At 59.8% G+C, this 336-nt stretch carries 1 protein-coding gene; it reads left to right on the top strand.

The window, feature by feature from the left end; translation table 11 throughout:
- Positions 1-150: 150 nt before the first annotated feature.
- On the top strand, positions 151-336 hold a 186-nt coding region (locus tag PUR71_RS40910; RefSeq protein WP_329924376.1), incomplete at its 3' end, for a hypothetical protein.

Genomic DNA, 336 nt, shown 5'->3' with positions numbered 1-336 from the left:
GGTGGGGCGGTCGTGTGTGGGTGTGGGTGGTGTTTGTGTTTGTTGGTGGTGTTCTGTGTGTGGGGGTGTGATTGGAGCATCTGAAAAGTGACGTGTTTCAGCGGGGTCTAAGTGTGTTGGGTGTGTTTGTGGGTTTGGGGGGGGTTCTTCGTGGGGTTTTTGGTTTGGGGCTGGGGTTGGGGGGTTTTGGGTGGGTTTGTTGGTGGGGGTGTGGTTTTTGGGTTTTTTTTGTTGTTTGGGGTTTGGGGTGGGGGTGTTGTGTGGGGGTGGGTGGGGGGTGGGTTGTTGGGTTGGGGGGGGGGGGTGGGGTTTGGGGGTGGGGGGGTGGGGGTGGGG

It is taken from the genome of Streptomyces sp. SP17BM10, assembly GCF_036322405.1.
Classification (GTDB): Bacteria; Actinomycetota; Actinomycetes; order Streptomycetales; family Streptomycetaceae; genus Kitasatospora.
The sequence above is the reverse complement of the archived record's forward strand: the minus strand, read 5'-3'. Positions and strand labels throughout refer to the sequence as shown.